Below are 22,599 nucleotides of genomic sequence, written 5' to 3'. Positions count from 1 at the left end.
CGGGGGCGGCGGCGTCCCCGCGCAGCCTCGCGGAGCTGGAGCGCCGGGCAGCCGAGGAACGCGACCGCCCCGCCTACGGCAAGGACGCGCTGATCAGCTGCGACCGCCTGGTGCGGATCTTCACCGCCGACGGCGTCGAGGTCCAGGCACTCCAGGGCCTGGACCTGCTTGTCGCCAAGGGCGAACTGATGGCGCTGGTCGGGGCGTCGGGCAGCGGCAAGTCCACCCTGCTCAACATCCTCGCCGGGCTGGACGTCCCCACCGCGGGTGCGGCTTCGGTCGCCGGCTACGACCTGCTCTCGATGGACGCCGCGTCCCGCCTTCGCTACCGCAGGCACGTCGTCGGCTTCGTCTGGCAGCAGACGTCCCGCAACCTCCTGCCGTACCTGACCGCGGCCCAGAACGTCATGCTGCCCATGCAGCTCGCCGGCCGCGGCGGAGGACCGCGCGCCCGGCGCGCCCGAGCCGCCCGCGCGGCCGAACTGCTCGACATGCTCGGCGTCGGCCACTGCCGCGACCGCCGCCCGGTCCAGATGTCCGGCGGCGAGCAGCAACGCGCCGCCATCGGTGTCGCCCTCGCCAACAACCCCTCGGTCGTCCTGGCCGACGAGCCCACCGGCGAACTCGACTCCACCACGGCCGAACAGGTCTTCACCTCGTTCCGCACCGCCAACGAGGAGCTCGGCACCACCGTCGTGGTCGTCACCCACGACCACGCGGTCGCGGACGCCGTCCGCCGCACCGTCGCCATCCGCGACGGCCGCACGGCCTCCGAGGTCGTCCGCCACACCGAGGTCGACGAACACGGGCAGGAGTCCTCGGTCGCCCGTGAGTACGCCACCGTCGACCGCGCCGGCCGCCTGCAACTCCCCCGCGACTACACGACGGCCCTCGACATCCGCTCCCGCGTGCTGCTCGAACTCGAACCCGACCACATCGAGGTCCGGCCCGCCAAGGACCGGCCCCAACGCGAGCCCGGATCCGGGCCCCTGTCCCAACCCGAGCCCCGGCCCGAGTCCGAGCCTCGATCCGAGTCCGAGCCTCGATCGCGGCCGGACCACGAGTGAGCGCGGGCTGCTACACGGGCGACACCGTCAGCCCGCCGACCGCCGTCCGGCCGCGCGAGGCCACCGAACCGTAGCCCGTCCGTATCCGCACCCACGAGCCAGCGCGGAGTACCGCCACCTCGTCCTGACCGCCCGGACTCCCCGGCCCGCCCGGCGGCACCCGCAGGAAGCCCAGGGCGTACGCGGCGTGCACGGCCCGCAGGGTCGCCCCCTGGTACGGGCGCGTCCACAACTCCTCTGCGAGGGAGTCCAGTTCCTCCCGGGTGCGGCGCTGCGGCGGCAGCCCCTCGGTCCGCGACCGGAACTCCGCGACGACCTGCGCCGCGGTGGCCCGCACCTCGGCGCCGGGCAGTTCGGCGATCCGCTGCCAGCCGCCGCGCGGCGGCAGCAGCCCCGCCCAGGCGGGTCCGGTCACGGACGCGGGGATGACGAACTGTCCGCCGTCCCCGGCCGCGGCCGCGACGGCGTCCAGCAACTGCCCGGCGGACACCGTGGCCTCCACGGCGCCGTCCACGCCCTCACCGCCGAGGGCCATGCCCTTGACGGCGATCACGCCACCGAACGGCGGCTGCCCGAACACCCCGAGCGCGGCCTCCCCGGGCGCCGACCTGAGCCGTACCACCGCCGCCTTGTCCCACTTCAGCAGCCGCCCGAGGAACCCAGCCAGTTCCTCCGCCGCCTCCCCGGGGGCCGCCGCGGTGGGCGCGTCGAATGCCAGCCGCGTCATGCTGCCACGGCCTCGTCCCGGAACTGCTCCAGGAACGCCTTCTCCTCCGCGGTGATCCGCCGCGGCCGCTGGTTCGCCAGGTTGTACGGCACCACGACCGTCGACGCCCGCGCGTACAGCGTCTTCGCGTCCTTGACCTCGTAGCCCAAGGTGAGCGACGCCGCGGTTATGTCCGTCACCCACGTCTCGATGGTGACCGGCTCGTGCCGGTGCACCAGCGGCCGCAGGTAGTCGATCTCGTGGCGCGCCACCACCGAGCCGCCGCTGAAGGTCGCGGCGCCCTCCCCCGGCGCCAGGCGGAACATGAAGTCGATCCGCGCCTCCTCCAGGTAACGGAGGAACGCCACGTTGTTGATGTGGCCGTAGGCGTCCATGTCCGCCCAGCGCAGGGGGCAGGCGAAGACGTGCCGCGCCATCAGCCGCGGGTCAGCTTCTTGTGGGTGGCGCGGTGCGGGCGTGCCGCGTCCGGGCCGAGCCGCTCCACCTTGTTCTTCTCGTACGACTCGAAGTTGCCCTCGAACCAGAACCACTTGGACTCGCCCTCGTACGCCAGGATGTGCGTGGCCACCCGGTCCAGGAACCACCGGTCGTGGGAGACGACCACGGCCGCGCCCGGGAAGTCGAGCAGCGCGTTCTCCAGCGAGGACAGCGTCTCCACGTCGAGGTCGTTGGTCGGCTCGTCCAGCAGCAGCAGGTTGCCGCCCTGCTTGAGGGTGAGCGCGAGGTTCAGCCGGTTGCGCTCACCGCCGGACAGCACCCCGGAGGGCTTCTGCTGGTCCGGGCCCTTGAAGCCGAACGCCGACACGTACGCCCGCGACGGCATCTCGACCTGTCCGACGTTGATGTAGTCCAGCCCGTCCGAGACGACCTGCCACAGCGTCTTCTTCGGGTCGATGTTCGCCCGGTTCTGGTCGACGTAGGAGATCTTCACGGTCTCGCCGACCTTGATGTTGCCGCTGTCCGGCTTCTCCAGGCCCTGCAGCATCTTGAAGAGGGTGGTCTTGCCGGCGCCGTTGGGGCCGATCACCCCGACGATGCCGTTGCGCGGCAGGGTGAACGACAGGTCGTCGATCAGCACCTTCTCGCCGAACGCCTTCGACAGGTGCTCGACCTCCACGACGACCGAGCCCAGCCGCGGGCCCGGCGGGATCTGGATCTCCTCGAAGTCCAGCTTCCGCATCTTCTCCGCCTCGGCGGCCATCTCCTCGTACCGGGCCAGTCGGGCCTTGGACTTGGCCTGCCGCCCCTTGGCGTTGGAGCGGACCCACTCCAGCTCCTCCTTGAGGCGCTTCTGGCGCTTGGCGTCCTTCTGGCCCTCGACCTTCAGCCGCGCCGCCTTGTTCTCCAGGTACGTGGAGTAGTTCCCCTCGTACGGGTGCGCCCGGCCGCGGTCGAGTTCCAGGATCCACTGCGCCACGTTGTCCAGGAAGTACCGGTCGTGGGTGACCGCGACCACCGTGCCCTGGTATTTCGCCAGGTGCTGCTCCAGCCACTGGACCGACTCGGCGTCCAGGTGGTTGGTGGGCTCGTCGAGCAGCAGCAGGTCCGGGGCCTCCAGCAGCAGCTTGCACAGGGCGACCCGGCGCTTCTCGCCACCGGACAGGTTGGTCACGGCCCAGTCCCCGGGCGGGCAGCCCAGCGCGTCCATGGCCTGCTCGAGCTGCGCGTCCAGGTCCCACGCCTCGGCGTGGTCGAGCTGCTCCTGCAGCTTCCCCATCTCGTCCAGCAGCTCGTCGGAGTAGTCGGTCGCCATCAGCTCGGCGATCTCGTTGAACCGGTCGAGCTTCGCCTTGGTCTCGGCGACGCCGTCCTGGACGTTCTCCAGCACCGTCTTCGACTCGTCCAGCGGCGGCTCCTGCAGCAGCATCCCGACGCTGTAGCCCGGGCTCAGGAAGGCGTCGCCGTTGGACGGCTGCTCCAGACCTGCCATGATCTTGAGCACGGTGGACTTACCGGCACCGTTGGGGCCGACCACACCGATCTTCGCGCCCGGCAGGAAGCTCAGCGTCACATCATCGAGGATGACCTTGTCGCCGTGCGCCTTGCGCGTCTTGCGCATCGTGTAGATGTACTCAGCCAAGAGAAACCGTCCGGCAGTCGAGAGAAGGGCCAATGTGCGGCTCCACCCCGTGAGGGCAGATACACCCCATCTTGCCAGCCGTCCAGCCGTGCGGGCGAATGAGTTGGTCACGGGCCGCTGACCCGGCGCTGACCTGGGCTGTCCCGTCGGGGCGCCGTGGTCGTTCGTCGTCGGCGGCCGTCCTCGGCGGGTCCCGGGCGGCGGGTCGGCGTCTGCGGCCGTCGGCCCCGCGGCGATGATCGCCCCGGCCCCGGGCGGGCCGGCCGCGACACCGGCCGCCGCGAGGCGGGCGCCTGTGTGTCTGGTGATCTTGAACATGGTTTTTCCCCTCCCGCGAGGCACACGGTCGAATGACGGTGGCCCCGCCTGCAGTTCCGAACCCTCCGTGCGTACGAACGCCGAAATCCTGGGGACAGCCGCAATCCGGCTGTCACCGAGACCCCCCACGAGCCCAGTCGAATCCCGATCGTCACGCGTTCACGAAAGCGGTTTCTGCTTTGTCGATAAATCTCCGATGGGTTTCACTCCGGGAAATACCCCGGAATACGGATGCTTCAGGTGCTCATGCCACCCCCGCCGGGAGCGGGGCCTGCGGAGCCGGCACTTCCGGCCGTACATGGGCGGTTGACGACGAGCGCGCGAATCGGGCGATGCCGCGGGCGAGATCATGGCCGATGGCTGTCGCCTCGATCTCGGCCGAGACGTAGCGGCGGCCGTCCTTCTCCTCCTCACGCACCCTCAGCCGTCCTTGCACGACGAGCGGTTCGCCCAGACCGACCGATTCCTTGACATTTCCCGCCAGGGTCCGCCAGGCCCGCACGGTGTAGAAACTCGTCGGACCGTCGGTCCAGCCTCCGCGTTCGCTGTCGAACCGGCGGGCCGTGGTGGCGAGCCGGAACCGGGTGACCGCCAGGCCGGTGGCGGTGACGGTGGTCTCGGGCTCCGTGGCGACGTTTCCCACCACGGTCACCAGGGTCTCGTTCATGGCACTGTCCTTCCTCGTCCGCGCGCTCCCCTGCGGAACGCGACAAGAACATCGTGCTCGAATTCCAGTGCCCATGGAGGAATCGGGGAAAATCTGTGGACAACTCCCTGACTGTGGATAAATCCGTCACTCGGTCGAGTGGAAATACGGCAGAGGAGGTTTCGGTCGGTACGGGCCGGGGGCGGTTCCCGCGACCACCGCGTACTGCTCGCGCACCTCGCGGTACCGCACGAGTTCGGCGGCCACGGGCTCGAGGACCAGGGCCCTGCCGCAGGCGGCCGCGGCGTCGCGCAGCCGGCGTTCCGCGGCCTGCCCGTATCCGCGCGCGGGCCCGCGCGCGGCGAGCCGGCAGGCCCATGTGGCCACGGGACCGCCGAGGCCTCCTGCCGTGATCATGGCCAGCGGCGGCCACCAGGCCAGGGCGAGCGTGCCCACGGCGGTGGCGGCCAGGGCGACCCCGCCGACGACAGCGACGATCGCGAGCACCCACTGGACCGCGTGGGCCGCCGACCACCAGCCGGGACGTTCGGGAGGCCCGGGCAGGGCTCGCGACGCGGCCTCGTCGAGCGCCGCGGGCAGTTCCTCTCCGCCGCGCCGCGCCGCCTCGCGAATCGCCTGGGCCCAGGGCCCGGGCAGGCCGCGGGCGGCGTCGCCCGCAAGGCCCCGTACGGCGTCCTCGATCACCGCGCGCGAGGCCGACAGGCCCGGGAGCCGGCCGGAAGGATGTCCTGCGACCGGCGGCCCCGACCGCCCCCGGGTCCCTCGAACAGGTGAATCCGGTGATCCGGGCCCGGAGCGGGAACACCTGTCCGTGACCGTCCGTTCACTGATCAGCCGACCCCACAAAGTGCCGCAGGCGTCAGATGCGGCACTGGCCCAGTCCCTTTCCGCCGACTGACCGATCGCGGCCGCGCCCACGGCGTCCGCGAGCCGGTCGATGAAATCCTCGCGCGCCGGTTCGGTCAGTCCGGTGCCGCCCTCGCCGACGTAGAGCGGCCGGAGCACGCTCGCTGTCCGGTCCATGTCGGCCGCCAGCCGTCGCCCCGCCGCGGCGCGTTCGGTGGCGATACGGGCCAGCGCGGCGCGCAGGTCCGGTACGCCCCGGCCGGTGAGGGCGGAGGCGGCGAGCACGAGTGCGCCGGCCTCTCCGTGCTCGCCGACCGCCAGCCCGTCCTCGTCGAGCAGCCGGCGCAAGTCGTCGAGGACCAGATCGGCCGCGTCGCCGGGCAGCCGGTCGACCTGGTTGAGCACCAGCACGGTGACATCTGCGTGCCCCGCCATGGCACGCAGGTAGCGCTCGTGCAGGAGGGCGTCGGCATACTTCTCCGGGTCCAGCACCCAGACCACGACGTCCACCAGTCGCAGCAGGCGGTCCACCTGCTCGCGGTGACCCGCGGCGGCGGAGTCGTGGTCGGGCAGGTCGAGGAGAACCAGCCCTTCGAGGCTTTGCTCCTTGGCGCTCCCGAGGCCCCACCCGGCCTCGGCGGCGCCGCCAATTGAAGAGTGTGCGATGCCGCAGGGACCGGCAGGGGCCGGGACGGTCAGCGGGCCCCGCCCCGCATGCCGGTCCCGGGGGGCGATGCCGAGCCGGTCCAGCAGCGCGGCGGCGCGCTCCGGCCGCCAGGCGCAGGCGACCGGGCGGGCGGTGGTCGGCCTGCGGAGGCCGGTCTCGGCCGCCGCGAGACCGGTCAAGGCGTTGAACAGGGTGGACTTCCCGCTGCCCGTGGCGCCGGCCAGGGCGACCACCGTGTGTTCCGGCGAGAGCCTGCGCCGCTCGCCGATGCGGGTCAGCAGTTCGCCGCTCTCGGCCAGCTCGTCCGGGTCGATCCGGGCCCTGGACAGACCGAGCAGTTCGCCGAGGGCGTCCGCCCTGACGGCCAGCGGGTCGGCCGCGCTCCTCCTGTCACGAACCGCCGGTCGGCCCGGGGGCGAGGGGATGGCACTCACTCGGTCACCTCTCCTTGTGCAGTACGGACAGGGCGGCGATCAGGGCGGCCTGCTGCCCGGCGGTGACGTCGTAGCCGTCCAGCGGGGCGAGCCTGCGGTCGCGTTCGCCGCGCAGTACGGAGGCCACCGCCCTCTCCAGGCGGCCGCGGGCGGTGTCCCCGAGCCGGAGGGCGGTCTGGGCGCCGACCGCCTCGGCGAGGCGTTCCCCGGCGGCGTGGCCGCGCCGCGCGCCGAGCAGGGTGGTGGCCAGCAGAGCGGTCAGATGTCCGGAACCGGCGGCCGGTCTGCCGCCCGAGCGGCGGCCCACTCCCCGGGGGCGGGCCAGGGCGGCGAGGTCGCGCCGCCATGCCCGCACGCCCTTGTCGATGCGGGCGGAGACGGCCACCCGGTCCCGGTCGGGGCGGGTGGCGGGTTCGGTGAGAAGGGCGGCACCGGCGGGGTCGCGCCGCCATGTCTCGGTGATGCGTTCGTCGGCGGCGTCGGTCTCGGCCCGCAGTAGCGCGGCGAGTCCCTCGGCCAGGGAGTCAAGGAGAAGGCCGGGGTCGCAGGCGGGGTAGCCGCGCCAGTGCGCCTGGGCCTCCCCGGAAAGGACGGCGCCGGTGGTCAAGGCGGCGTCGACGCGGGCGGCGGCCTGCGCGTAGGAGTGCTCGACGACTCGGGCCAGCCGCAAGGAAGCGGCATGCTGGGCGGCCGAGGCGGAGGCCAGGGCGGGCAGCCGGGTACGCAGCGAGTCCAGGGTGCCGACCGCCGTCCGGCGGGCCGCCTGCTGCCGGGCGGCGGGGTCCTCGGCGCAGTGCGCCAGCCACGCGCGTACGGCGGCCACCGTGGTCTGCGGGAGCAGTCCGCCGCCGCCGGCGGACTCGGGCAGTTCGGGGATGGTGAAGCGGGGCACGTCGCCGAGACCGGCCTCGGCGAGCAGGGCGGCGTATTGGCGGCTGACCTCTCCGGCGATCTGGTGCGGGACGCGGTCGAGGACCGTGGCGAGGGTGACGTCGTGCTCCTTCGCGGTTCGCAGCAGGTGCCAGGGCAGGGCATCGGCGTAGCGGGAAGCGGTGGTGACCAGGACCCAGATGTCGGCGGCGCAGATGAGTTCGGCGGCCAGTTCGCGGTTGCGGGTGACGAGGGAGTCGATGTCCGGGGGGTCGAGGAGGGCAAGCCCCCGGGGGAGGGAGTCGTCGGTCTCCAGGCGCAGTTCGGGCCGCTCGGGCCCAGGCCGCTCATGACCGTCCTCGTCGGCGCGGGAGCGCTGCCGTACGGCCCAGGTGCGGGCGAGCCCGGGCAGGACGCGGGGATCGGCGAACCATGCCCGGTCCTCGGGATGGCAGACGAGGACCGGAGTGCGGGTGGTGGGCCGAAGGACTCCGGAAGCGGTCACGCGGCGGCCGAGGATCGAGTTGACAAGGGTCGACTTTCCTGCTCCCGTGGAGCCGCCGACGACGGCCAGCAGAGGGGCTTCCGGCGCCGCGAGCCGGGGTAGCAGGTAGTCGTCGAGCTGGCTGAGCAGTTCCTGCCGGGTTCGGCGGGCAAGGACGGCTCCGGGGAGCGGGAAGGGGAAGCGTGCGGCATCGACACGGTCACGCAGCGTGCACAGCGCGTCAAGCAGCTCAGGCCGTACGTCCAAGATCACCACAATGGCAGAATGCCCGATATTGCGGCGTTTTTGAAGCTTATTCGGGGTAATTGCCCTATTCGGCCCGCGCACCGTGCCATTGGGACAGGCGAGAGCCGGGGGACAGAATGAGCCATCGGCATAACGAGTGCACAACGGCAGCATTTCGACCTGTCAAAAGCGGTGCACCTTCAGCGGACGCCTGCGATTATCGGACCGCTTCACCGAACCTCCACATCGTGTCACGCGGGTGAAGCACCCGGCAGCGGACCTGTGGCGCCCTATCCTTGACCCCGGTACGAGGTCACGGAACCACCCAGGGGCGGAGACAGCCGCGGCCACTGTCCAGCCCCCGTAGCTCAGTGGATAGAGCAGGCGCCTTCTAAGCGCTTGGCCGCAGGTTCGAGTCCTGCCGGGGGCGCTCCCTCATGGGTCGGCCACCGCGCTCCCGCCTACGCTGCGCGGTGGCGGCCCGGTCCGGCCACACCGGACGCGGAGTGGCTGAAACTCGCCTCCATCGGGCGCCTTTGTCGCGGACGACGCGGGCCGAGGAGACCGGCCGGTTCACATGTCGAGGACGAGGTCGGTGCCGGGCCGTGAGCAGCAGATGAGGACCTCGCCGTCGGACGGAGGTTCCAGCGGCTCGGGCGAGTAGGTGACGTCACCGGACAGCAGGCGGGTGGCGCAGGTGTGGCACACGCCGGTACGGCAGCTCCAGCGCGTGGGAACGTCGCAGGCGTCGGCGAGCTCCAGGACGCTGCTCTTGCCCTCGGGAAACGGCACGGAGATGCCGCTGCGGGCGAAGGTCACCAGCGGGCCGGTTCCGGGCGGGCCAGGGGGCTGGTGCGGCGGGCGGGCCGCCCGGGCGGTGAGACCCGGGGTTCTCGACGGCAGGGCGGCGAAGAGTTCGGCGTGTATGCGGGCCGGGTCGACACCGGCCGCGGCGAGTGCCGCGCGCATGTCGTCCATGAAGGAGGCCGGTCCGCACACGTAGGCGGTCGCCCCGGCCGGGAGGGACAGCGCGGCCAGTCCCTCAGCGGTCAGGCGCCCGGCGACGGCGTGGGCACGGCTCCGCTCCTCGGCGGTGGCCGCGCTGTAGAAGACGTGTTCCCGGCCGCGCGGCAGCGCCGCCAGCAAGGCGTGCGCCTCGGCGGCGAACGGGTGCTCCCGCGGCCCGCGTGCCCCGTGGATCCACCAGACCTCGCGGTCGCTGCCGCGGGCGGCGAGCTCGTGCAGCATCGACAGCACCGGTGTGAGGCCGATGCCGGCGGAGATCAGGAGCACCGGGCCGGGGCCGTCGGCGAGGACGAAGTCGCCCCGGGGAGCGGCCACCTCCAGGACCGCTCCCGGCCGCAGCTTCGTGGTCAGGTAGCCGCTCGCGACGCCGTGCGGCTCGCGCTTGACGCTGATCCGGTAGCCGCCGGCGTCCGGCGCCGAGGACAGCGAATAGCTGCGTACGGGGGCCGGGCGGCCCAGGCCGGGGACCCGCAGCGTCAGGTACTGGCCGGCGCGGGCGGCCGGGAGCGGTGTCCCGTCGGGGCTGGTGAGGCGGATCGAGGCGACCGTCGTCGTCTCGGGCACCACCTCGGCCACCCGCAACTCCCGGAAACCCTGCCAGGCCGGGCGCGTGTCCACGGGAGCGGCCCCGGCACCCGTATCCGCGGTGGAGCCCGGACCACCGCCGGCAGCGGCGAGCAGTTCGCGGAACGATCCCTGCCAGCCGGGGCTCAAGGCGGGGATGTCCAGCGCCAGACGCAGCTTGGCGGGGTCGCGGCCGGGAAGGTAGAGCAGCGCGTCGGTGTCGGCGACGCTCAGCGCGCCCGGTCCGGTCCGGGTCCGGACGATCGGGTCACCGGCCTGGACGTGCCCCTCGCGCAGCACCCGCATGTAGAAGCCGGGACGGTGGTGGGCGACCAGCAGGGCGGGAAGTTGGGGTTCGCCGAGGCGCAGGCCGACGCGGTAGCAGGTGACCCGCGGCTGGGTGACCTCGAACTCGGCCTCGCCGATGCGGTACCGGTCGCCGATGCAGACCTCGTCGTCGGGCAGGCCGTCGACGGTGAGGTTCTCGCCGAACTGACCGTATTCGAAGTCGTCGCGTCCGAAATGCCGCTCCCAGTGCCGGTAGGACTGGATCTGGTAGACCAGCACGGCGCGCTGCTCGCCGCCGTGGCCGGCGGTGTCCCCCTGCCCGTCACCGTCGATGTTCAGGCGCCTGACCATCACCGGGCCGCGCACCGGGTGCTTCCACACCCCGGTCCACACGGTCCTGTCCTGCCAGGACACCTCTTTCGGCATCCCGACATTCACCGAGAGCAGCGAGGGCATCGGGGGTTCCTTCCCTGTTCCCTCTCCGGCGGCCCACCGCCGCCGGAGAGGAGGCACGGCCCGGATCCGCCGGTACGCGCGGCCCGGGGATACGGCGGGCGGGCCGCCGCAGAGCACGTGCCGGAGCGGTGGCGGTCACACGGACCACGGTACCGACTCGGATGCGGAGTGCCTCGTCGATCGCTTCGCAGGGCGGGATGGGTGCCGCGCGGAGGCGGCGCCGGCGCGGTCGGCGGTCAGTTGGCGGGGTTGCCGGTGCGGCCGGCGGTGAACGGCGTGACGGTCAGGAGGTTGTCGCAGTCGGTGACGCGGCCCGCGATGACCAGGGAGGCGCGGTTGCCGGGCGGATAGATCCGCAGCGAGACGGAGGTGGGCAGGCAGGTCCCCTGCTGGTCGGCGGTGTGGATCGTGTCGCTCGCGGAATCGCCGGGCGCGAGGATCACCGGCTGGTACGGGCGCCGGTCGCGGGTGGCGGGCGCGCCGATCTCGTTGCCGTCGGCGTCGAGCAGGGACAGGCCCGGGTAGCCGGCGATGTGGCAGCTGGTGGCGCTGCGGTTGGTGAGCACGAGGTAGCGGTAGAGGTTGCCGGCGCCCGCGTTACCGCCGCCGAGTTCCGCTGAGAGCTGGGCGGTTGTGCACATCCGGGTGGCGGCGGTGGGGGTCGGCGGTACCACCCGGCCGCCGGAGGTGCCGCTGGGCAGAGCGGTGGGGGTGGTGGCGGAGGTGACCGGCCTCGGCCTGCCGTCGCGGGTGGTGGGTGGCGGACTCGTACTGGGCCGCGGGGCGCGGCCGGTCGGTTCCGGCGGGGTCGGCACGTGGGTGACCTGGGAGCTGGTGGCGGGGGGGCCGACCACGTCACCCGAGTCGTGCGGGGACAGGGCGCCGGCCAGGTAGACGGAGCCCGTGATCATGGCAGCCACGACCACACCGCCCGCGGCCGCGCGGTTGCGGCGGCGGCGCGCGGCCTTGCGGCGGATCCGCTCGAAGGACCCGGGCGGCGGGGAAAGGTAGTCGCCGGGCGGCCGCAGCAGCCACTCCAGCGGGTCCGGCTCGTCGCCGTCCGGACCGCCGGCGTCGAAGTCCCGGCTGAGGTCACCACCATGGCCGCGGGTGGCGGCGCGGGCGGCGTCGGGGCCGAAGGCGCGGCCCGGAGCACGGTCGACAGCCCCACCCGAACCCCCCGCGACATCCACGCCGACGTCCCTGCCGGTGCCCCGGCCGAAGTGCCCGCCGGTACCCCGGCCGATGTCCCCGCCCGTACCCCGGCCGGTCTCCCCGCCGGAGCCCCGGCCGATGTCCCCGCCGGAGCCCCAGCCGGTGTCCCCGCCGAACTCCGGACCGGCTCCGCGTGCCCGGCCATCGCCCTGCGCCGAACCCTTCGCAGGGCCGCCCGCCGACGGACCGCTCGCGGAACCGCCCTCCGGCGAACGGCCCACGGAGGAACCGCCCGCGGAGGAATCGCCCGTCGCGCCCGGGGGGCGGGCGTCGTCCCGGGGGTCGTCAGGCAATCCGGTCATGGTGTCCCCCGAGTTTCGCGCGGAGCAGTTCGCGAGCGGCGTGCAGATCGGCCTTGACGGTTCCCTCGTTGCGGCCCAGCAGTGCGGCGACCTCACGCACCGGCAGGTCGGCGTAGTAGTAGAGGAGCGCGGGGTTGCGGAGGCGTTCGGGCAGCGACTGGACGAGCATGCGGACGGACGGGTCGGCCGTCTCCGGCTGCTGCTTCACGACTTCCTCCGTGGTCACGCGGCGCAGGGCCCGCCGTTCGCGCTCCAGTTTGCGCCAGTGGTCGCGGACCAGGTTGGCCGCGGTCACATAGAGGAACCCCTGGGGCTCGTCGACCTTCGTCCAGCGCGCCCACAGCCGGGTGAAGGCCTCCGAGGCGATCTCGTGCGCGGTCCCGTCGTCGTCCACCAGTCGGCGGCACCAGCCCGCCAGCCGTGGATACAGGGCCGCGAACAATTCGGAAGCCGCCGCCTCTTGAGACCGGATGACCGCGCTCCTCACTCGTCGTCGTGGCGCCGGGCCGGCCCGGGTGATCGTCGCGACCGCGTGTCCCGGGTGAGGGAACCCCGGCGGTTCCTTCATCGGCGCGCTCCCTCACCGGACCAGCGAGGCGTAGACGATCACGTTGTCCGGGTAGCCGCTCCCGCCGTCGCGGGGACCGCCGCATGTGATGAGACGCAACTCGGGCCGGTCGACGTTCCCGTACACCTCGTCGGTCGGGAAGCGGGACTTGGCGACGGTCTGCACGGAGTCGACGGTGAAGGAGGCGGTGACGCCGTCCCGCAGCCCGACCAGGATGCGGTCGCCCGCCCGCATGGCGGACAGGTGGCGGAAGACGCCGTCACCGTACTGGCCGACGGTGACATGTCCGAGGATCACCGCCGGCCCGGTGCGGCCTGGGGTGGGCGAGCCCTCGTACCAGCCGGCCGGGGAGTGCGCGGCGATCGGCGGCACCTCCACCGTGTGGTCCGCGGCCAGGCCGAGCCGCATCACGCTGGTGTCGACCCCGATCGCCGGGATGCGCAGCCGTACGGGCTCGGAGCGGGCGAGTTGCGCGGGCGGCGCCGCGTCGGAACTACGGCCGCTCACGGGTGAGGAGACGGGCGCGGTCGTGTTCCGGCCGGTGCCCGGCCCCGGGTCGGACGGCGTGCGGGCCGCCTTGCCCGTCCCGCAGCCGGTGAGGCCGACGAGCACGGCGAGCGCGAGGAGGGCCGGCCACAGGGCGTAACGGAAACGGCGGCTTCCGGTACGCCTCACCCGGACGCTCCCGTCAGCGGCGCGGACGGCCCCGGAGCGGACGGTCCGCAGACGGCCGGTCCGCAGACGGCCGGTCCGAGGAAGGCCCGCTTCGGGGCCGCCGGTTCCGGCGGGGACGGCGGCCGTGCCGGGCGCGGTGGCGTACGCGCCGCCACCCGCCGCCGCGGGGTCGAGCACGCGGCGACGGGAAGGCAGGGCTGAGGACAAGCGAGCCAACGCTCAGCCCCGGGCCTGGCCACGGGTGGCCCGCCGGCGGGCGGCGAGGCCCAGGCCGCCCAGGACCAGCGCGCCGCCGGCGGCCGCGGCCCCCACGACCTCGGTGCCGTGCGATCCGGAGGACGCGACCGGCGCCACGCCGGTGTCGGGCGCGCCGGACGGCACCGCGGTGACCTGCCGGCCGGGTGCGGGCGCCGGCCTGGCGGTCGAGGCCGCGGAGCGGGTCGGTTCGGGGGTGGGGACACTGCCGGAACGGGCGTTCGACGGGTTGCCCTCCGTGCCCGCCGTGAACGGGGTGACGGTGAACACCCGGTCGCAGTTGGTCACCTTGCCGGGGAAGACCAGCGAGGAGCGGTTGCCGGGCGGGTAGATCCGCAGCGAGGTCGAGGCGGGCAGGCAGGTGCCCATCTGGTTCGCGGTGTGGATGGTGTCGCTGGCGGAAGCGCGGGGGCGCAGTACGACCGGCGCGTACGACCTCGGGTCGCGGTCGGCGGGGGCGCCTATCTGCTTGCCGTGCGCGTCGAGCAGCGACAGCCCGGGGTACCCGGTGACATGGCAGGTGGTGCGGCTGTGGTTGGTGATCACGAGGTAGCGGTACAGGTTGCCCGCCCCCGCGTCGCCGCCGCCGAGACGGGCGGAGAGCTGCGAGGTCAGGCACATCGGGGTCGTGGCGCGGGCCGGGGCCGCGCCAGGAGCCGCCATGGCGGGTACGGCTCCCAGTGCGGCGACGGCGAACGCCGCCGCCGAGGCGGCGGTGCCGACGGCGAGTGAGCGCTTGGTCAGTGAGCGCTTGAGCATGTCCAGTCCCTCTTTCCCCCCAGCGGCCTCGGCGCTCGGCAGGAAGCCGGCGGGGCCGTTCCGGGAATCGCGGGGAGAGACGACCCGGCCCTGGACCGGGTTGTAAAGAGATGTCAAAGTCCTGCGGGCCGCGCCGCCCGCCACGATCCGCCGCCCGGCCCCCCTTCCCTCCCCCGCCCCGGCCGGCCCGGCGCCCGGGCCGGCCGAGCCGGCCCGGCCCACGCAATCCGCCGCCCGGCCCCGTTCAGCCGCCCGCCAGCGCCCGGGCGGCGGCCCGCAGATCGGCGACGAGCCCCTCGTACGCGCGCTCTCGGTCGTCGGAGCGCAGGATCGCGGAGGGGTGGAGGGTCGCCACGACCGTGGCCTGCCGCTCACCGTCCGGAGGCAGTGCGAGCGGCAGCGGGGTGCCGCGCTCCTTGGTGACCCGGAAGGACGAGCCGAGCAGCGCCCTGGCGGCGGTGGCCCCGAGGGCGACGACCAACTCCGGCGAGAGGAGGCGCAGTTCGGCGTCGAGCCAGGGCCGGCAGGCGGACACCTCGCGCAGGGAGGGCGACTTGTGGATGCGCCGCTTGCCCCGCTCGGCGGGCTCGAACTTGAAGTGCTTGACCGCGTTCGTGATGTAGGCGGGCTCGTCGCCGAGTCCGGCGTCCTCGATGGCCTTGCGCAGCATCCGGCCGGCCGGGCCGACGAAGGGCTCGCCGCGCCGGTCCTCCTGGTCCCCCGGTTCCTCGCCGACCAGGGCGATGCGGGCGTCGTCGCGGCCTTCACCGAAGACCGTCTGCGTGGCCGGTTCGAACAGAGGGCATCCCCGGCAGTCGGCGGCGGCCTCGCGGTAGGCGGCCAGCCCGCCGTGCTCCGGGAGGTACGGCGTGGCGTCGTACCCCGAGCCGGGCGGCCGTTCGCCGTCTCGCCGCGCGCCGCCGCTCACGTCCGCGCCCCCGCTCATGTCCGCGCCTCCGCCGCCACCCGCGCCCCGGACCGCGCACGCGCCAGCGCCCGTGCCCGTGCACGCGCCCACGCTCCCGAGAGCCGCCAGGCCACCGCGTACGTCTCCGCCACCGCGTAGGCCTCGGCGTACCGCCCGGCCCGCCGGCCGGCTTCCGCCCTCGCGTGCATCGCGTGCATGTCGGTCCGCACGCCGTGCACCCCGTCAGGCCGAGCGGCGGTGGCTGAGCTGGTTGTACGCCTGGGCCGCGCGATCGTTGAGGGTGCTGCCCCAGTCACGGAGTTTGCGGACCACGACGCGGGCGGGGGGCTCCACCTCGCCTCCCTTGCGCAGTTCGGCGGACTCGCCGCCCTCGTCGGTGTGCGGGGTCTCGTGTCCCTCGGGCGCGGCGGGCAACGCCCGACCCGCCATCGCGGTGAGCTTGGTGGTCGTCGCGGGCGCCACCCCGTGGCTGATGTCGGCCGCCTTGGCGGCCGGCGTGAGCACCACCCGGGTCCTGCGCCGCTGCAGCGCGGTGACGATGCGGTCGGCTGCGCGCCGGGCGTCCATCGACACCAGGGGAGTGCCGGCCAGCCCGGAGAACCAGGCGAACTCCTCCGCCTGCTCGCCGCCGATCTCCGCGGCCACGTGCGAGCCGGTGCGCATCAGCCCCGGATGCACGGCCGTGACGCTCACCCCGTGCGGGCCCGCCTCCGCGTGCAGCCCCTCGGCGAGGGTGCCCACCGCGGACTTCGCGCAGGAGTACGGCAGCAAGTGCGGCACCGCGACCAGCCCGCCGAGGGACCCGATCAGCGCGAGCCGACCGCCGGCCCGGCTGCGCCGCAGGTAGGGCATGGCCTCCAGCGAGGTGTTCAGGGTGCCCATGAAGATGGTCTCCATCGCGTCACGGAACTCCGCGACCCCGACCGAGTCCAGCGGCGCCACCTGGATGACCCCGGCGTTGGCGACCACCACGTCGACGCCGCCCCACTCCTCGTCGGCGGTACGGAAGAGGTCGCGTACCGCGTCCTGGTCGGTCACGTCGCACACGGCGGCGCGGACCCGGGCGCCGGGGCGCAGCTTCAGGAAGTCCTCCGCCGCGGACAATTCCTCGGCGTCGCGGGCGGCGATGGTGACCGCGCAGCCCCGCCGGGTGAGCTGCTCGGCGATCAGCAGCCCGAGTCCGCGGGAACCGCCGGTGACCACCGCGGACAGACCGCTCAGGGATTCGGGGTGGAGCTGAAGCGCTGCCATGGGGTCCTCCTGGGAACGTCTGCGCCGGAACCACGCACGGCCCGGCTTCCCATCCCCCGCCTACCCCGCCGCCCGTGTTCACACCGGCCCCACCCGCACCTGCCGCCCCCGCGGACCCGCACCTCACCCACGCCGGGACACACCCGCACCCGGCCATCCGCCCCCGCGGACCCGCACCCCCGCCGCGACGTACGCAGCCGCCACCCCCGCCCCCGCTCCCGCCGGACCGCACCCATCCGGCCCTTGCCGGCGGGCGCCTCCGTAACAGTACGCATACGGTGGACGCCGGACCGTGGCGGGTCCCGTCCGCGCGTACGGGACGGCGGGGCGCGGGTCCCGGGTTTTCCCGCGCCGAGCCGGGGCAGCCGACCTTCGCCGTCGGGGCTGTGACGATGCCGCGCGGCAGCCGGACGAGACGAGGACCGAGAGATGGACCTGCCCGAACCGATCCGAGGATGGCCCGTTCTCCGCCAGCTCACCGGGCGTGACCGCCTCGGCAGGGGCGCGGCGGCGATGTCGCGGCGGACCCGGGAGCTCACGCCGCGCACGGCGACCGCCGACCGGGTGGTGAAGTCCGTCTGTCCGTACTGCGCGGTCGGCTGCGGGCAGCAGGTGTACGTCAAGGACGAGCGGGTGGTGCAGATCGAGGGCGACCCTGACTCGCCCATCAGCCGGGGCCGGCTGTGCCCGAAGGGGTCGGCGACCCTGCAGCTCACCACCGGGGACGCCAGGCGCAAGAAGGTGCTCTACCGCAGGCCGTACGCGCAGGACTGGGAGCCGCTGGACCTGGAGACGGCGATGGACATGATCGCCGATCGGGTGGTCGCCACCCGCCGGAACACCTGGCAGGACCAAGTGGACGGGGTCCGCGTCAACCGCACCCTCGGGATCGCGAGCCTGGGCGGGGCGACGCTGGACAACGAGGAGAACTACCTCATCAAGAAGCTGTTCACCGGGCTGGGCGTCATCCAGGTGGAGAACCAGGCGCGGGTGTGCCACAGCGCGACGGTGGCGGGTCTGGGCACCTCGTTCGGCCGGGGCGGCGCCACCACGTTCATGCAGGACCTGCAGAACTCGGACTGCATCGTCATCCAGGGCTCCAATTACGCCGAGGCGCACCCGGTCGGCTTCCAGTGGGTGATGGAGGCCAAGGCGCGGGGCGCCACGGTCATCCACGTCGATCCCCGCTTCACCCGCACCAGCGCGCTCGCGGACCTCCACGTGCCGATCCGGGCCGGCAGCGACATCGCCTTCCTGGGCGCGATCGTCAATCACGTACTGACGGAAGGCAAGGACTTCAGGGAGTATGTGCTGCGGTACACCAACGCTTCCTTCCTGGTGGACGAGGACTTCGAGGACACCGAGGACCTGGACGGGGTGTTCTCCGGGCTCGACGCGCAGGGGCGCCACTACGACCCGTCGAGCTGGGCCTACGAGGGCGGGGAGGTCAACGCGGCGGCCGGTGAGCGCGAGGAGACCGGGCGCACGCCGGAAGAGACACCGAAGGACAACGGGCAGGTCGGGGCGAGCGGCGAGAGCCCCGAGAGCGGCGAGAACCGCGAGAGCGAGAGCGACCGTTCGGCCCGCAGGAAGCGCGAGTCCGCCATCTCGGACGCGGGCGGCTCGGAGTCGCACGGCTCGGGCGGCGCCGCGGCGCACCCGAGCCCGCCGCGGGACGAGACCCTCCAGCACCCGCGCTGCGTGTACCAGATCCTCAAGCGGCACTTCGCCCGGTACACCCCGGAGGTGGTCGAGCGGACGTGCGGGGTCCCGCCGGACCTGTTCCGCCAGGTCTGCGACGCGCTGACGCGCAACAGCGGCGCGGACCGCACCAGCGCCTTCTGCTACGCGGTCGGCTGGACGCAGCACACGGTGGGCGCGCAGTACATCCGCACCGCCTCGATCCTCCAACTGCTGCTGGGCAACATCGGCCGTCCCGGCGGCGGCATCCAGGCGCTGCGCGGCCATGCCAGCATCCAGGGCTCCAGCGACATCCCGACCCTCTTCAACCTGCTGCCGGGCTACCTGCCGGTGCCGCACGCCCACCGTGACGAGAACCTCGACGGCTTCGTCGAGGCCATCCGGACCGACAAGGGCTTCTGGGGGGACGCGCGCGCGTACTTCGTCAGCCTGCTCAAGGCGTACTACGGCGACGCGGCCACGCCGGGCAACGACTTCTGCTTCTCCCACCTGCCGCTGCTGACCGGCTCGCACAGCACGTACGAGACGGTGCTCGCGCAGCTCGACGGGGTCTGCAAGGGCTACTTCCTGATGGGCGAGAACCCGGCGGTCGGCTCGGCCAACACCAGGATGCAGCGGCTCGGCATGGCGAAGCTCGACTGGCTGGTGGTGCGGGACTTCTCGCTGATCGAGTCGGCGACGTGGTGGAAGGACGGCCCGGAGATCGAGACCGGCGAGCTGCGTACGCAGGACATCGGCACCGAGGTGTTCTTCCTGCCCGCGGCCTCGCACACCGAGAAGTCCGGCTCGTTCACCAACACCAACCGCTGGCTGCAGTGGCACCACGCGGCGGTGGAGCCGGACGGCGACGCGCGCAGCGACCTGTGGTTCGTCCACCACCTGGCCCGCCGGATCAAGGAGCGGCTGGCGGGTTCCGCCGAGCCGTCCGACCGCGCGTTCCTCGACCTGGCCTGGGACTACCCGACCGAGGGCGCGCTGCGGGAGCCGTCGGCGGAGGCGGTGCTCGCCGAGATCAACGGATACGGCCCGGACGGCTCGCACCTGTCGGCGTACACCGACCTCAAGGACGACGGCTCGACCTCGTGCGGATGCTGGATCTACTGCGGGGTGTACGCGGACGGCGTCAACCAGGCCGCCCGCCGCAAGCCGCACACCGAGCAGGACTGGGTGGCCGCCGAGTGGGCCTGGGCGTGGCCGGCCAACCGCCGCATCCTCTACAACCGCGCCTCGGCCGACCCGGACGGCCGCCCGTGGAGCGAGCGCAAGGCGTACGTGTGGTGGGACGCCGAGCGGGGCGAGTGGACCGGCCACGACGTACCCGACTTCCCGCCGGAGCTCGCCCCGCGCACCGAGCCGCCGCGGGACGCGAAGGGCCCGGCGGCGCTCGGCGGCGACGACCCGTTCATCATGCAGGCCGACGGCAAGGGGTGGCTGTTCGCACCCTCGGGCCTGGTGGACGGGCCGCTGCCGACGCACTACGAGCCGCAGGACTCGCCGCTGTCCAACCCGCTGTACGGGCGGCACGGGCGCAATCCCGTGCGGCAGGTCTTCTCCCGCGAGGGCAACCGCTTCCACCCCGGCGGCGGGGAGCCGGGAGCGGAGGTGTTCCCGTACGTGGTGACGACGTACCGGCTGACCGAGCACTTCACGGCGGGCGGGATGACGCGCTGGTCGCCGTATCTGGCGGAGCTCCAGCCGGAGATGTTCTGCGAGGTCTCGCCGGCGCTGGCGGCGCAGCAGGGGCTGGTCAACGGCGGGTGGGCGACCCTGGTCACGGCGCGCGGCGCGATCGAGGCGCGGGTGCTGGTCACCGACCGGATGCCCCCGCTGCGGCTGGACGGCCGCACCGTCCACCAGATCGGCCTGCCCTACCACTTCGGGCCGAACGGGCTGGTGACCGGGGACGCCGCCAACGAGCTGTCCGCGATCGCGCTCGACCCGAACGTGCACATCCAGGAGGTCAAGGCGCTCAGCGCCGACATCCGCCCCGGCCGCCGCCCCCGCGGCCCCGAACTGCCCCGGCTCCTGGCGGAGTACCGGCGCCGGGCGGGCATCACCGAACGTACCGGCATGGAGGTCTGACACCATGGCAGTGACCGAGGGCGGGCTGCTGTCCGGCCCCGAGCCGGACCCGGCGGGCGACGCCGGGCACGTCGAACCGCCGCCCCGGGTGGGCTTCTTCACCGACACCACGGTGTGCATCGGCTGCAAGGCGTGCGAGGTGGCGTGCAAGGAGTGGAACGCCGTCCCCGAGGACGGGCTCTCGCTGACCGGCATGAGCTACGACAACACCGGCGCCCTGGGCGCCTCGACATGGCGGCACGTGGCGTTCATCGAGCAGAGCCGGGTCCTGGCGGGGCCGCCGGCCGCCGGCCAGGAGCAGACGCCACTGCCCTCCCCCATCGTTGGCGACTCCCCCGGAGCGCCCGACTCCCCCGGAACCGCACCCTCCCCCGCAGCCGCCGGCCCCGCGTCCGTGCCCTCCCCCGACGGCCGCACCGAGCTGCGCTGGCTGATGTCCTCCGACGTGTGCAAGCACTGCACGCACGCCGCCTGCCTGGACGTGTGCCCGACCGGTTCCCTGTTCCGCACGGAGTTCGGCACGGTCGTGGTCCAGGAGGACATCTGCAACGGCTGCGGCTACTGCGTGCCCGCCTGCCCGTACGGGGTGATCGAGCAGCGGCCGGGCGACGGCCGGGCCTTCAAGTGCACCCTGTGCTACGACCGGCTGGGCGCGGGCATGGAACCGGCGTGCGCCAAGGCGTGCCCGACGGAGTCCATCCAGTTCGGCCCGCTGGAGGAACTGCGGGCCAGGGCGGAGGAACGAGTCGCCGCACTGCACCGGGAGGGCGTCCCCGAGGCACGGCTGTACGGGCACGATCCCGCCGACGGCGTGGGCGGCGACGGCGCCTTCTTCCTGCTCATGGACGAACCCGAGGTGTACGGGCTGCCGCCGGATCCGGTGGTGACCACCCGTGACCTGCCCCGGATGTGGCGGCGGGCGGCGGGCGCCGCGGCCGCCCTGCTGGGCACGGCGGCGCTGGCCTTCGCGACGTCGGGAAGGGGGACGCGATGAGTTCCTCCGACGTGACGCGGCAGGGGATCAGGGGCGAGCGGCCGGGCCGGGAGGCGGTGCCGCCGCGCCGGGAGCGGCGAGGCGGCAGGGGCGAGCGGCTGATGGTGGACAAGGCCGAGTTCACCTCGTACTACGGCCGGCCGGTGATCAAGCCGCCCTCGTGGCAACCGCTGGACATCGCGGGCTACTTCTTCCTGGGCGGGCTGGCCGGCGCCGGCTCCGTGCTGGCCGCCGGGGCGCATGCGACCGGGCGGCCGGGGATGGCGCGGGCGCTGAAGACCTCCTCGGCGCTGGCCCTCGGCGGGTCGGTGGCCGCGCTGGTGCACGACCTGGGCCGGCCGGCGCGGTTCGCGAACATGCTGCGCGTGTTCAAGCCCACCTCGCCCATGAGCGTCGGCTCGTGGATCCTGGCGGGCTACGGGCCGCTGGCCACCGGTGCCGCGCTGCTGGACCGGGCCGGCCGGCTGCCGCGGGCGGGCGCGCTGTGCACGGCCGGTGCCGCGCTGCTGGGTCCCGCGGTCGCCACGTACACCGCGGTGCTGGCCGCCGACACGGCGGTGCCCGCCTGGCACGACGCCCACCGGGAACTGCCGTTCGTCTTCGCCGGCTCGGCGCTGGCCGCGGCGTCCGGTGCGGCGCTGCTGGCCGCGCCCGTGGCCGAGACCGGGCCGGCCCGGCGGACCGCCCTGGCCGGCTGCGCGGCCGAGATCGCGGCGTCCAGGCTGATGCGGCGCCGGCTCGGAGTGGTGGCCGAGACGTACCGGAACGGGAAGGCCGGACGGCTGACCCGGGCGGCCGAGGCACTGTCCGTGCTGGGCACGGCCGGAGCGCTGCTGGCACCGGCCGCCGGGCGGTTCGGGCGACGGTACGAGCGGTACGGGCGGTTCGGGCGGCCGGCCGCGGTGGCCGCCGGGGCGGCGCTGCTGGCGGCCTCCGTCTGCACCCGGTTCGGGGTCTTCGAGGCCGGTGTGGCGTCGGCCCGCGACCCGAAATACACGGTGGTCCCGCAACGCGAGCGCGTGGAACGGCGTGGAAACCCGGCGCGGTCCGGGGAATGACCGAAAAGAATGCCGCGCCCAATGGTAAGTCATGGCATGGCCGGCCGCCTTCCGGGTACGCGAAACCTCGG

17 protein-coding genes and 1 tRNA gene are annotated in these 22,599 nt (G+C 73.6%); 5 read left to right on the top strand and 13 right to left on the bottom strand.

The window, feature by feature from the left end; all coding sequences use genetic code 11:
* Nucleotides 1-35 precede the first annotated feature (35 nt).
* Nucleotides 36-1,067: an ABC transporter ATP-binding protein gene (locus K7G61_RS01125; protein ID WP_225844832.1), complete on the top strand. Its 1,032-nt coding sequence runs from the start codon at nucleotides 36-38 to the stop codon at nucleotides 1,065-1,067.
* A 10-nt stretch (nucleotides 1,068-1,077) separates the two neighbouring features.
* Here the strand turns inward: K7G61_RS01125 and K7G61_RS01120 are convergent, their stop codons facing one another.
* The 6 genes from K7G61_RS01120 to K7G61_RS01095 form a co-directional block, all read right to left on the bottom strand.
* On the bottom strand, nucleotides 1,078-1,794 hold the full coding sequence (locus K7G61_RS01120) for a hypothetical protein (protein ID WP_225844561.1): 717 nt from the start codon (nucleotides 1,792-1,794) through the stop codon (nucleotides 1,078-1,080).
* Nucleotides 1,791-2,210, bottom strand: a complete 420-nt coding sequence (locus K7G61_RS01115) for a thioesterase family protein (RefSeq protein WP_225844560.1) — start codon at nucleotides 2,208-2,210, stop codon at nucleotides 1,791-1,793. Before K7G61_RS01115 ends, K7G61_RS01120 begins: the two co-directional genes overlap by 4 nt.
* Nucleotides 2,210-3,874: an energy-dependent translational throttle protein EttA gene (ettA, locus tag K7G61_RS01110; protein ID WP_225844559.1), complete on the bottom strand. Its 1,665-nt coding sequence runs from the start codon at nucleotides 3,872-3,874 to the stop codon at nucleotides 2,210-2,212. The genes K7G61_RS01115 and ettA overlap by 1 nt, the downstream gene beginning before the upstream one ends.
* A 562-nt stretch (nucleotides 3,875-4,436) precedes the next feature.
* Nucleotides 4,437-4,859: a single-stranded DNA-binding protein gene (locus tag K7G61_RS01105; protein WP_225844558.1), complete on the bottom strand. Its 423-nt coding sequence runs from the start codon at nucleotides 4,857-4,859 to the stop codon at nucleotides 4,437-4,439.
* A 126-nt stretch (nucleotides 4,860-4,985) separates the two neighbouring features.
* Entirely contained in the window at nucleotides 4,986-6,806 is a 1,821-nt protein-coding gene (locus K7G61_RS01100) for a GTPase (protein ID WP_374204017.1), read from the bottom strand.
* Between the two features lie 4 nt (nucleotides 6,807-6,810).
* Entirely contained in the window at nucleotides 6,811-8,427 is a 1,617-nt protein-coding gene (locus K7G61_RS01095; RefSeq protein WP_225844829.1) for a dynamin family protein, read from the bottom strand.
* 336 nt (nucleotides 8,428-8,763) lie between these two features.
* On the opposite strand from K7G61_RS01095, the gene K7G61_RS01090 reads away from it, so the two are divergent.
* Nucleotides 8,764-8,836, top strand: a tRNA-Arg gene (locus K7G61_RS01090).
* A gap of 143 nt (nucleotides 8,837-8,979) precedes the next feature.
* On the opposite strand, the gene K7G61_RS01085 is transcribed toward K7G61_RS01090, so the two are convergent.
* From K7G61_RS01085 to K7G61_RS01055, 7 genes are all read right to left on the bottom strand, one after another.
* Nucleotides 8,980-10,740 (bottom strand): MOSC and FAD-binding oxidoreductase domain-containing protein, encoded by a 1,761-nt coding sequence (locus tag K7G61_RS01085; RefSeq protein ID WP_225844557.1) that lies wholly within the window; start codon nucleotides 10,738-10,740, stop codon nucleotides 8,980-8,982.
* Between the two features lie 236 nt (nucleotides 10,741-10,976).
* Nucleotides 10,977-12,248 (bottom strand): DUF4232 domain-containing protein, encoded by a 1,272-nt coding sequence (locus K7G61_RS36235; protein ID WP_263983719.1) that lies wholly within the window; start codon nucleotides 12,246-12,248, stop codon nucleotides 10,977-10,979.
* A complete protein-coding gene (locus tag K7G61_RS01075; RefSeq protein WP_374204024.1) occupies nucleotides 12,241-12,729 on the bottom strand; it encodes an RNA polymerase sigma factor in 489 nt (162 codons plus the stop codon). The genes K7G61_RS36235 and K7G61_RS01075 overlap by 8 nt, the downstream gene beginning before the upstream one ends.
* A gap of 108 nt (nucleotides 12,730-12,837) precedes the next feature.
* On the bottom strand, nucleotides 12,838-13,500 hold the full coding sequence (locus tag K7G61_RS01070; RefSeq protein WP_225844556.1) for a class F sortase: 663 nt from the start codon (nucleotides 13,498-13,500) through the stop codon (nucleotides 12,838-12,840).
* A gap of 219 nt (nucleotides 13,501-13,719) precedes the next feature.
* Complete coding sequence (locus K7G61_RS01065; RefSeq protein WP_225844555.1) at nucleotides 13,720-14,514, bottom strand: DUF4232 domain-containing protein; 795 nt, start codon at nucleotides 14,512-14,514, stop codon at nucleotides 13,720-13,722.
* 244 nt (nucleotides 14,515-14,758) lie between these two features.
* On the bottom strand, nucleotides 14,759-15,460 hold the full coding sequence (locus K7G61_RS01060; protein WP_225844554.1) for a UdgX family uracil-DNA binding protein: 702 nt from the start codon (nucleotides 15,458-15,460) through the stop codon (nucleotides 14,759-14,761).
* 204 nt (nucleotides 15,461-15,664) lie between these two features.
* A complete protein-coding gene (locus K7G61_RS01055; RefSeq protein WP_225844553.1) occupies nucleotides 15,665-16,693 on the bottom strand; it encodes an SDR family oxidoreductase in 1,029 nt (342 codons plus the stop codon).
* A gap of 429 nt (nucleotides 16,694-17,122) precedes the next feature.
* Between K7G61_RS01055 and fdh the strand changes: the two genes are divergently transcribed.
* From fdh to nrfD, 3 genes are read left to right on the top strand one after another with little or no spacing between them, the layout of a single operon-like run.
* The gene (gene fdh, locus K7G61_RS01050; RefSeq protein ID WP_225844552.1) at nucleotides 17,123-20,476 is read left to right on the top strand and encodes a formate dehydrogenase; all 3,354 of its coding nucleotides are present in this window, start codon (nucleotides 17,123-17,125) and stop codon (nucleotides 20,474-20,476) included.
* A gap of 4 nt (nucleotides 20,477-20,480) precedes the next feature.
* Entirely contained in the window at nucleotides 20,481-21,470 is a 990-nt protein-coding gene (locus tag K7G61_RS01045) for a 4Fe-4S dicluster domain-containing protein (protein WP_225844551.1), read from the top strand.
* Nucleotides 21,467-22,528, top strand: a complete 1,062-nt coding sequence (gene nrfD, locus K7G61_RS01040; RefSeq protein WP_225844550.1) for an NrfD/PsrC family molybdoenzyme membrane anchor subunit — start codon at nucleotides 21,467-21,469, stop codon at nucleotides 22,526-22,528. The genes K7G61_RS01045 and nrfD overlap by 4 nt, the downstream gene beginning before the upstream one ends.
* Nucleotides 22,529-22,599 lie beyond the last annotated feature (71 nt).

This window comes from Streptomyces sp. HPF1205 (genome assembly GCF_020400825.1).
GTDB lineage: Bacteria > Actinomycetota > Actinomycetes > Streptomycetales > Streptomycetaceae > Actinacidiphila.
This window is presented reverse-complemented; position numbering and strand designations above follow the sequence as displayed.

What these genes read in the sequence shown, in the direction of transcription:
- fdh (WP_225844552.1), top strand. Translation starts at nt 17,123, where the DNA reads ATGGACCTGCCCGAACCGATCCGAGGATGGCCCGTTCTCCGCCAGCTC.
- K7G61_RS01085 (WP_225844557.1), bottom strand. Translation starts at nt 10,740, where the DNA reads ATGCCCTCGCTGCTCTCGGTGAATGTCGGGATGCCGAAAGAGGTGTCC.
- K7G61_RS01060 (WP_225844554.1), bottom strand. Translation starts at nt 15,460, where the DNA reads ATGAGCGGGGGCGCGGACGTGAGCGGCGGCGCGCGGCGAGACGGCGAA.
- K7G61_RS01105 (WP_225844558.1), bottom strand. Translation starts at nt 4,859, where the DNA reads ATGAACGAGACCCTGGTGACCGTGGTGGGAAACGTCGCCACGGAGCCC.
- nrfD (WP_225844550.1), top strand. Translation starts at nt 21,467, where the DNA reads ATGAGTTCCTCCGACGTGACGCGGCAGGGGATCAGGGGCGAGCGGCCG.
- K7G61_RS01045 (WP_225844551.1), top strand. Translation starts at nt 20,481, where the DNA reads ATGGCAGTGACCGAGGGCGGGCTGCTGTCCGGCCCCGAGCCGGACCCG.
- K7G61_RS01120 (WP_225844561.1), bottom strand. Translation starts at nt 1,794, where the DNA reads ATGACGCGGCTGGCATTCGACGCGCCCACCGCGGCGGCCCCCGGGGAG.
- K7G61_RS01065 (WP_225844555.1), bottom strand. Translation starts at nt 14,514, where the DNA reads ATGCTCAAGCGCTCACTGACCAAGCGCTCACTCGCCGTCGGCACCGCC.
- K7G61_RS01055 (WP_225844553.1), bottom strand. Translation starts at nt 16,693, where the DNA reads ATGGCAGCGCTTCAGCTCCACCCCGAATCCCTGAGCGGTCTGTCCGCG.
- K7G61_RS01115 (WP_225844560.1), bottom strand. Translation starts at nt 2,210, where the DNA reads ATGGCGCGGCACGTCTTCGCCTGCCCCCTGCGCTGGGCGGACATGGAC.